Source organism: Rhodococcus sp. P14, from assembly GCF_000256505.1.
Taxonomy (GTDB): domain Bacteria; phylum Actinomycetota; class Actinomycetes; order Mycobacteriales; family Mycobacteriaceae; genus Rhodococcus; species Rhodococcus ruber.
In genome coordinates, this window is sequence record NZ_AJFC01000399.1 from 1 (window position 1) to 9,179 (window position 9,179).

At 71.7% G+C, this 9,179-nt stretch carries 1 protein-coding gene; it reads right to left on the reverse strand.

Annotated features, from left to right (window positions below; all coding sequences use genetic code 11):
• A partial coding sequence (locus OEY_RS0127445; RefSeq protein ID WP_010596920.1) for a non-ribosomal peptide synthetase occupies nucleotides 1–9,179 on the reverse strand: 9,179 nt, incomplete at both ends.

Consider the following 9,179-nt stretch of genomic DNA (forward strand, 5'->3'; position numbering starts at 1 on the left):
ACCGCCTCGAGCACCCGCACGAACCGCTCGGCGAACACCACGACGGTCGGCTCGTCGAACAGATCCGTGGCGTACGTGAGCACGCTCGTGATCCCCTCGGGAGCACCGTCGTCGGCGTACCGGTCGGTGACCACCAGGTGCAGGTCGAACTGCGAGGTCTGCAGATCCGCGTCCACACCGGACACGGTCAGTCCCGGCAACTCGAGACTCGTCGTCGCGAGGTTCTGGAACGACAGGCCCACCTGGAACAGCGGGGGCCGGGCCGTCGACCGCTCCGGGTTGAGCACCTCCACCAGGCGCTCGAACGGCACGTCGGCGTGTGCGAAGGCCTGCAGGTCCCGCTCCCGCGCCTGATCGAGCAGGTCCGCGAAGGACGCACCGGACTCGACCCGGGTACGGAAGACCAGCGTGTTGACGAACATGCCGATCAGATCGTCGAGTTCACGCTGACCGCGACCCGCGATCGGCGTGCCGATCGCGATGTCCTCGGTGCCCGACAGCCGCGCAAGCAGCACCGCGAACGCGGCATGCACGGCCATGAACAACGTCGCGCCCCGGCCGCGGGCCAGCTCGACCAGCTTCCGGTGCAGATCGGCATCGATCGTGAAGTCGATCTTGCCGCCCGCGAAGGACTGCACGGCCGGCCGCGGCCGGTCGGTCGGCAGATCCAGCTGGTCCGGCAGATCCGCCAGGGCCTGCTTCCAGTACGTCACCTGCTTCGCGGCCACCGACGCCGGGTCGTTCTCGTCGCCGAGCACCCGTCGCTGCCACAGGGCGTAGTCGGCGAACTGCACGGGCAGCGGCATCCAGTCCGGGGCGTTGCCGGTCGACCGGGCCACGTACGCCGTCACCAGATCGCGGGTGAGCGGCCCCATCGAGGAGCCGTCCGCCGAGATGTGGTGCACGACGAACGCGACGATCGTCTCGTCCTCGCCGACGGTGAACAACCGCACCCGGATCGGGGCCTCCGACGTCACGTCGAACCCCGTGTAGGCCAGCTCGCGGATCCGGTCGGCCACCTCGTCCCAGCTGGTGGCCACCGGCGTGAGGTCCGGGACCACCGCCGTCACCGGCAGCACGACCTGGACCGCGCCGTCCTCGGTCTCCGGGTACGCCGTGCGCAGCACCTCGTGCCGGGCGAACACGTCCCGGATCGCATCCTGCAGCGCGGCGACGTTCAACCGGCCCGACAGCCGCAGCGCCACCGGCAGGTTGTAGGCCGCCGACTCCGGGTCGAAGCGGTTGAGGAACCACATGCGCTGCTGCGCGAGCGAGAGCGGGACCCGATCCGGCCGCGGCCCGGCCACCAGCGGCACCGACCCGCCGGAGCCGGCGTGCTGCTCGACGTGCGCCGCGAGCGCCTCGACCGTGGAGGCGTCGAACAGCACCCGCACCGGCACCCGCGAATCCAGCGCCGCACCCAGACGCGCCACCAACTGGGTGGCGATCAGGGAGTTGCCGCCGAGCGCGAAGAAGTCGTCGTCGAGACCGACCCGTTCCACGCCGAGCACCTCGGCGAAGATGCCCGCGACGATCTCCTCGATCGGGGTCGTCGGTGCCCGGAACTCGCGCGCGGCGAACGTCGGTGCCGGCAGCGCCCTGCGATCGAGCTTGCCCGAGGTGTTCAGCGGGAACTCCGCAAGCACCACGATCGCCGCCGGCACCATGTACGACGGCAGCGTCCACGACACGAACTCGATCACCTCGCCGGCATCCACCTCGCGGCCCGGGGCGGGAACCACATACCCGGCGAGCTGGTCGCCGGTCGGGGTCGGCACGACCAGCACCGCGGCCTGGTTCACCGACTCGTGCGCCAGCAACGCCGTCTCGATCTCGCCGAGCTCGATGCGCTGACCGCGGAACTTGACCTGGAAATCGGTGCGGCCGATGTACTCGAGCTCCCCCGCCTCGTTCCACGTGACCAGGTCGCCGGTGCGGTACATCCGCTCCCCCGGCGCCCCGAACGGGTTCGCGACGAACCTGTCGGAGGTCAGGTCCGGGCGACGGACGTAGCCGCGTGCCAGCTGCACGCCCGCCAGATACAGCTCACCCGGGACACCGACCGGCACCGGCCGCAGCCGGCCGTCGAGGACCAGCACCCGCACGTTCCACTCCGGGACGCCGATCGGCACCACGTCGACCGGTCCGTCGGCCGGTGCCTGCCAGAACGTCGCCGACACCGCCGCTTCGGTCGGGCCGTAGAGGTTGTCGATCGCGGCGGTGCTGATGCGCCGCACGCCCTCGATCGTCTCCGGCGGCAGTGCCTCGCCGATCACGAAGATGTGGCGCAGCGTGGTGCACGACTCGCGGTCGACGTGGGCGGCGAACACCGTGAGCATCGACGGCACGAAGTCGGTGATCGTCACCTTCTCGCGGGCGATGACGTCCGCCACGTAGACGGGGTCACGATGCCCGTCGGGTGTCGCCACGACCAGCTTCGCCCCCACGCTCAGCGGCATGAAGAAGCCCCACAGCGACACGTCGAACGTCGTGGCCGTCTTCTGCAGGTAGACGTCCCGCGCCGTCATCTCGAACTCGTCGAGCATCCACGCCGTCTGGTTGACGATGGCGCGGTGGGTGACGGCGACGCCCTTGGGCCGGCCGGTCGAACCGGACGTGAAGATGGCGTAGGCCGTGTTGTCCGGGCGCAGCGGCGCCCGCCGGTCCCGATCGGTGACGGGCGCATCCGAGATCGCCGACAGGTCCAGCTCGTCGACCAGGACGGCGTCGACGGTGAGTCCGTCGGGGACGGTGAACTCGTCGCGGGCGGTCGTGACGATGCACACCGGATCGGCCGTGTCGAGGATGTGCCGGACGCGGTCGACCGGGTGATCCGGATCGATCGGCACCCACGCGCCGCCGGCCTCGACGATCGCGTACATGCCCACCAGCAGGTCGAACGACCGCCGGATCGCCAGGCCCACCAGGGACTCCGGTCCCACACCCTGCGAGATCAGGTGCCGCGCGAGCCGATTGACACGGGCGCCGAACTCGGCGTACGTCAGCTCGGCCCCCTCGTAGGCCAGCGCCACCGCATCCGGGGTGCGCCGGACCTGCGCCCCGAACCGGGACAGCAACAACTCGGTGCCGTCGAGAGCATGGTCCGAGGCGTTCCACCCGTGCAGGATCTGCTCGAGCTCGGCCGGATCGAGCAGCTCGACGTCGCCGACCGGCAGCGCCGGCTGCCCGGCGATCGTCTCGAGGACGCGCACGAACCGCGACAGCAGCGTCTCGACCTGCCGTGCGTCGAACAGCCGACGCTGGTAACGCAGGTCGAGTTCCATGCCGGATCCGACGTGGACGAACAGGCTCAGCGGGTAGTGGGTGGCGTCGTTCGTGCCGACACCGGTGACCGACATGCCGTCGATCGACGCCGCCTGTTCGGCCAGCCCCTTCTCGTCGAGCGGGTAGGACTCGAACACCGTGAGGGTGTCGAACGCGACGGCCGGCCCGGCGACCCGCTGGATCTCGGTGAGTCCCAGATGATGATGCTCGAGCAGCTCCGCCTGTTCCCGCTGCAGACGATGCAGGAACCGCTCGATCGGCTCCTGCGGATCGAACGTCACCCGCACCGGCAGGGTGTTGATGAACAGGCCCACCATCGACTCCACACCGGGCAGGTCTGCCGGCCGGCCCGACACGGTGGCGCCGAAGACGACGTCGTCGCGTCCGGTCGACCGGCCGAGCAGCACACCCCAGGCCGCCTGGACGAGGGTGTTGACGGTGACCCCGAGCCGGGCTGCGGCCGAGGCGATCTCGGCCGTGCGGTCGTCGTCGAGCAGCAGCCGTACGCGGTCGGCGCCCTCGGCACCGGGGTGCCGGTCGGTCGCCGGGGCGAGCAGCGTCGGCTCCTCGAACCCGTCGAGCACCCGCGCCCACGTGGCGCGGGAGGCGTCGAGGTCACGCTCGGCGACCCACGCCAGGAACGACCGGTAGGAGCGGGCCCGAGGCAGCGGCGACTCGTCCCCGCGGGTGGCGTACAGCATCATCATGTCCTGCATCAGCAGCGGCATCGACCAGCCGTCGACGAGGATGTGATGCACGGTCACGCCGAGCTGGTAGCGGCCCCCGCCGAGCGACGCGAGGACGAACCGGATCAGCGGCGCCTCGTCCATCGCGAACCGGCGCGCCTGCTCCTCCCGCCAGAACGGCACCGTCGCGCGCACGCCCTCGTCGGCGACGAGCTGCGACAGGTCGGCCTCGCGCCACGGCACCCGCACATCCGACAGCACCACCTGCACCGCGGCACCGGCGGCGTCGTTGACGAACACCGTCCGCAGGTTCGGGTACCGGTCGAGCAGCGCCTGCGCCGCGCCGCGCAGCCGCTGCGGATCGACCACGCCGTCGAGGTCGAGCACGGCCTGGATCGTGTAGACGTCCACGCTGGATTCGTCCATGAGGGCGTGGAAGAGCAGGCCCGACTGCAGCGGCGACAGCGGCCACACGTCGGTCGCCGACGGGAAGCGCGCCTCCCACGCCTCGAGGTCCTGCTGGGTCACCGACACGAGCGGCACGTCCGACGGGGTCAGTCCGCCGGCGCCGGGCTCGCTCGCGTACCGGGCCAGCGCCGCGAGCGCGTCCACCCAGTAGGCGGCGAGAGACTCGACGTCGTCCGGGCCGAGAAGTCCGGTCGGGTAGGCGAATCCGGCCGCGAGCTGCGGTCCGTCCGCACCGTCGGACACGATCGCGTTGATGTCGACGACGGCGTTGGCGGGCATGTCCGCGTCGAGGGCGGCGTCGACCCCACCGAGCGCGTCCGTCGGAACCCAGCCGATCGCGGCGAGTTCCTCGGGCACGTCCGCCGCCGACACACGGCCGAGGTAGTTGAAGCTCACCTGCGGCTGGGTGGTGTAGCCGGACAGGACCTGCGAGCCGACCGGGTCGAGGTGGCGCAGCAGGCCGTAGCCCATGCCCTTGTCCGGGATCGCCAGGAGCTGTTCCTTGACCGCCTTGACGGCGGATCCCATGGCGGTGCCACCGCCGAAGGCGTCGTCGACGTCGATACCGGTCAGGTCCACCCGCACCGGATGGGCGCTGGTGAACCAGCCGACGGTGCGCGACAGGTCCGCGCCCGGCACCACCGTCTCCTCGCGGCCGTGGCCCTCGAACTTCAGCAGCGCGGACTTCGCGTCGATGCCGCGGTCGCGTCGCCACCGGGTCAGGGCCAGGCCGAGAGCGGCGATGAGCCCGTCGTTGACGCTGCCGTGGAACAGCGCGGGCACCGAGGTCAGCAGGGACTCGGTGTCGGCCGCGGGGACGGTCACCTCCAGCCGTTGCACGGTCGACGCGACGTCGACCGCCGGGTCGAACGCACGAGCGCCGAGCAGCGGATCGGGTCCGTCGAGCACCGACCGCCACAGCTCGAGCTCCGCCCGGCGTTCCGGCGCGCGCGCCGCGTCCGCCAGACCGTGGGCCCAGCGGCGCAGCGAGGTGCCCACGGCCGGCAACGCGACGTCCTGTCCCGCGGCCGTCTGACCCCACGCGACGGCGAGGTCGGGCAGCAGGATCCGCCAGGAGACGCCGTCGACCACGAGATGGTGCGCGACGACGAGCAGCACGCCGGCGCGGTCGCCGGGTCCGAAGTCGAACCACACGAACCGCAGAACGCGTCCCTCGGTGGGCGCGAGCCGGTCGAGCGCGGCGTCGAGCTCGCGTGACGCGACCGCGGTGAGCGCGGCGGCGTCGATGTCGGCGGGCACCTCGACGCGGGTGACGAGTTCGTCGGCGTCGACCGTGCCGGCGGCCCGCACCCGCAGCGCGGGGGCGCCGTCGGCGTCGTACTCGAGGATCGACCGCAGCGCGTCGTGGTGGTCGACGACGGCGCCGACGGTGCGCACCAGCACGTCCCGGTCGATGTCCTTCGGCAACGTCACCGCCACCGACTGGGAGAAGCGGTCGAAGCCGCCACCCCAGCCGAGCACCTCACGCATGATCGGGGTGAGCGGGACCTCCCCGACGCCGCCGCCGGGCAGTTCCTTCAGACCGCCCGGGCCCTCCCCCGCGGTGGTGCGGGTCGCGACCTCGGCGAGCCCGGCGACGGATCGCCGCTCGAACACGTCCCGGGGGGTGAACACGACACCGCGGGCCTTGGCGCGCGAGACCAGCTGGATCGACACGATGCTGTCGCCGCCGAGCGCGAAGAACGACTCGTCGACGCCGACCCGGTCGAGGCGCAGCACCTCGGCGAACACCTCGGCGATGATCTCCTCGAGGTCGGTACTCGCGGAACGGAATTCGCGTTCCTCGAGCTCCGGCTCGGGCAGCGCGTCGCGATCGAGCTTGCCGACCGGGGTCAGCGGGATCTTGTCGAGCACCACGATCGCGGACGGCACCATGTGCGCCGGCAGCGACCGGCCGACGAACTCGGTCAGCGCGGCGGTGTCGACCGTCGCGCCTGCCTTGGGCAGCACGTACGAGACGAGCACGGTGCCGCCGGAGGGTGTCGTGCGGCCGAGCGTGGCCGCGAACTCCACACTTTCGTGGGACGTCAGCGCCGAGTCGATCTCGCCGAGCTCGATGCGGAATCCACGCACCTTGACCTGGAAGTCGCTGCGCCCGACGAACTCGAGCTCGAGCCGGTCGTCGTCCATGACACGCCAGCGCACCATGTCGCCGGTGCGGTACATCCGCGCACCGTCCGCCGCGAACGGATCGGCGACGAACCGCTCCGAGGTGAGCACCGAACGCCGGTGGTAGCCGCGGGCGAGGGCGGCACCCGACAGATACAGCTCACCCGCGACGCCGACGGGGACGGGGCGCAGCCGGGAATCGAGGACGAGGGCGGTCGTGCCGCGCACGGGCCCGCCGATCGTGATCGGGTCTCCCGGCAGAACGTGCGCATAGGTCGAGATGACGGTCGCCTCGGTCGGGCCGTAGCCGTTGAGCAGCGTGCGGCCGGGCGCCCACCGGTTCACCAGCTCCGGCGGCAGTGCCTCACCGCCGACGACGACCACCTCGAGGCTGTCGAGGCCGTCGGGGTCGACGGTGCCGATCACCGCGGGGGTGATGATGGTGTGGGTGGGGCGTTCGGTGCGGAACAAGTCCGCGAGGTCGGGGCCGCCGATGATCGTCGACGGCACGACGACCAGCGTCGCGCCCTGCGAGAACGCCGCGATCCACTCCATCACCGATGGGTCGAAGCTCGGCGACATGATGTGCAGGAACCGGGAGCGGGACGTCAGGCCGTACAGGTCGATGATCGTGTCCAGCAGGCCGCCGAGACCGGTGTGGGTGACCACGACGCCCTTGGGCCGGCCCGTCGACCCCGAGGTGTAGATCAGGTAGGCGGGGTGCTGCGGGCGCAGCGGCCGGACACGGTCGGCGTCGGTGACCGGGGCCGCCGACCGGGTCGCGACGTCGGAGGCGAGGCCGGGTTCGTCGACGACCAGCCACTCCGCGTCGTCGGGCAGGCCGGGCCGGTGAGCGGTTCCCGTGATGCCCAGGGCGGCACGGGAATCGGAGAGCATGTAACGCACGCGCTCCGGCGGGTACGACGGGTCGACCGGCACGTGTGCGGCACCGGCCTTGGCCACCGCCCACACCGCCCGGACCATGTCGTAGGAGCGCGGGAACGCCACGGCCACGATGTTCTCGGGGCCGACGCCGCGCTCGACCAGCAGCCGCGCGAGCCGGGACGAGTCCTCGTCGAGCTCGCGGTAGGTGATCGACCGTCCCTCGTACCGCACGGCGGTCGCGTCCGGGTCGAGCGACGCGCCGGCCGTCAGGAGGTCGGCGAGGGTTCCGCCGCTGACGACGTCGGTACCGCGCACGTGGGTCAGCCGCTCGAGTTCGTGCGGCTCGAGCAGCGGCAGGTCACCGACGGGCAGTGCCGGGTCGGCGACGGCCGCGTCGAGGAGGTGCGCGAATCGAGCGGCGAAGCCCTCGACGGTGTCGGCGTCGAACAGGGACCGCGCGTAGGTGAACTCGGCAGAGATCCCGTCCGGCCCGCCGTCCGCCGCGGTGTGCTCCCGCAGGGTCAGCGCGAGGTCGAACTTGGCGCTGTCGACGTCGAACGGGACCGTGGACACGCTCAGGTCGGGCAGTTCGAGGCCGGTCTCGGGCAGGTTCTCGAACGACATGGCGACCTGGAACAGCGGGTGCCGGGCCGTGGACCGCTCGGGGTTGAGGATCTCGACGAGCCGTTCGAACGGAAGGTCCGCGTGGGCGAACGCCTCGAGATCGCTCTCGCGGATGCGCCCGAGATGCTCGGCGAACCCGGCGTCGGCGTCGATGTGGCTGCGCAACACCAGGGTGTTGACGAACATGCCGACCATCTCGTCGAGTTCGGCCTCACCGCGGCCGGCGATCGGCGTGCCGATCGCGATGTCGTCGGCGGCGGACATGCGCGCCAGGAACACCGCGAGGGCGGTGTGCATGACCATGAACAGCGTCGTGCCGCTGCGCCGGGCGAGGTCGGCGGCCTGCCGATGGGTGCCCGCATCGATGCGGAACTCGATCTTGCCGCCCTCGAAGGCCTGCACCGACGGTCGCGGCCGGTCGGTGGGCAGGTTCAGCTCGTCGGGCAGGCCGGCGAGCGTCCGCTTCCAGTAGTCGGCCTGCGCGGAGACGAGGCTGTCCGGATCGTCCTCCGCGCCCAGCACCTGACGCTGCCACAGCGCGAAGTCCGCGTACTGCACCGGCAGCGGCGCCCGGTTCGGTTCGTGCCCGGCCGCGCGCGCGACGTACGCGATCATCACATCGCGCGTCAGCGGTGCCATGGACCAGCCGTCGGCGCTGATGTGGTGCGCGACGAACACCAGCACATGATCGTCGTCGGCGACGCGGAAGAGCCTGGCCCGCAAGGGGATCTCGTCGGTGACGTCGAAGCCCGCGGAGACCACCTCGGTGACCCGGGCGACGAGGTCGGCCTCGGACACCGGTTCGGGTGTGAGGTCGGGTGCCGCCTCGGCGACCGGCAGGACCACCTGGTAGGCGTGCCCGTCGGACTCCGGGTAGACGGTGCGCAGCACCTCGTGCCGGGCGACGACGTCGCGCACCGCGGCCCGCATGGCGTCCACGTCGAGCATGCCGGTCAGCCGGACGGCGACCGGGATGTTGTTCGCCGCCGATTCGGTGTCGAACCGGTTGAGGAACCACATGCGCTGCTGGGCCAGCGACAGCGGCACCCGGTCCGGCCGCGGCTGCGGCACCAGCGGCGGGCGCCCGCCCCCCCCCGGCGG